Origin of the sequence: Azoarcus taiwanensis (assembly GCF_012910885.1) — a bacterium.
GTDB classification, from domain to species: Bacteria; Pseudomonadota; Gammaproteobacteria; order Burkholderiales; family Rhodocyclaceae; genus Azoarcus_F; species Azoarcus_F taiwanensis.
In genome coordinates, this window is sequence record NZ_WTVM01000263.1 from 1 (window position 1) to 1,288 (window position 1,288).

Consider the following 1,288-nt stretch of genomic DNA (forward strand, 5'->3'; position numbering starts at 1 on the left):
TGGTTGACGCATTGGCGCAGCCTGCGAGGCTGGGGCGCGTATTTGACTGCGCGTTGCTGATTGGCGCGAACTGGGCAATCTTCATCTATGCCGTCGAGACCCGCCAGGTGTTTCAGTCCAGTCTCGGCTACTTCATGACACCACTGGTGAATGTCGCCCTTGGGATTCTCGTTCTCAAGGAGCGGATGGCGAAACTGCAGGCATGGGCCGTCGGCCTGGCAGCCGGGGCGATTGCACTCCAGTTGGTGCTGCTCGGGCAGTTGCCCTGGATTGCGTTGCTGCTGGCGCTGACCTTCGGCACATACGGCTTGCTTCGCAAACCAGTGCCGCTTGATGGTTTGTCCGGGCTGTTCGTGGAGACCTTGTTGCTGCTCCCGGTCGGTTTGCTCGCGCTCGCCTGGCTCGTGGGCAGTGGCGGCTCCCATTTTCTGGAAAATGCCTGGCAGAGCAGCCTGCTGGTGGCCAGCGGCGTGGTGACCGCCTTGCCGCTGATGCTGTTTGCTGGAGCGACTCGCCGCCTGAGGCTCGCAACCGTCGGTTTCCTCATGTACATCAATCCGACGATGCAGTTTCTCACTGCCTTGCTGATCTTTGGCGAAACCCTTACCGGCGTGCAGGTCGCGAGCTTCGGGCTGATCTGGATTGCACTGGCGCTGTATTCCTGGTCCGCGTGGCAACAGCGCAATCGCTGAGCCGCAAATTCATTCCAATCGCCTGAGCGAATCGATCCGGCGCGCACCGTCGGGGCGAAACCGTACGTAACTTGCATCCCGCGCCCGCCTTCTTTATGGTGCACTGCCACATTCAGTGATGAATCGAGGGCAGTACATGACCAAAGCAACCAAAACGATCGAACTGGCTTTGCAGGGCGGTGGGGCACACGGGGCGCTGGCTTGGGGCGTGCTCGATCGCCTGCTTCAGGAGCCGCGACTTCGCATCGAAGGTGTCAGCGGCACAAGTGCCGGCGCAATGAATGCGGTAGTCATGGCCGACGGCCTCGAGGCAGGTGGGCCGGAGGGCGCGCGCGAGCATCTCGCCCGATTCTGGAAGGCGGTCAGCGTCGCGGCGACCACGAGTCCGATTCAGCGCGACCTCTGGGCCCGGATCAGCGGCGACTGGAGTCTCGACAACTCGCCGAGCTATCTCTTCTTTGACCATCTGTCGAGAATCTTCTCGCCCTACGAGCTCAACCCACTCAATCTCAATCCCCTGCGTGACCTTGTCGAGGCCAACGTCGATTTCGAGCGGGTGCGTCGCTGCTCCAGGCTGAAGGTGTTCGTGACCGCGA

The 1,288-nt window shown here is 61.6% G+C and carries 2 protein-coding genes; both read left to right on the forward strand.

All coding sequences use genetic code 11. The annotated features are described in order from the left end of the window. A partial coding sequence (rarD, locus tag GPA21_RS20180) for an EamA family transporter RarD (protein WP_168989847.1) occupies positions 1 to 692 on the forward strand: 692 nt, incomplete at its 5' end. A gap of 136 nt (positions 693 to 828) precedes the next feature. After that, on the forward strand, positions 829 to 1,288 hold a 460-nt coding region (locus tag GPA21_RS20185), incomplete at its 3' end, for a patatin-like phospholipase family protein (protein WP_211163743.1).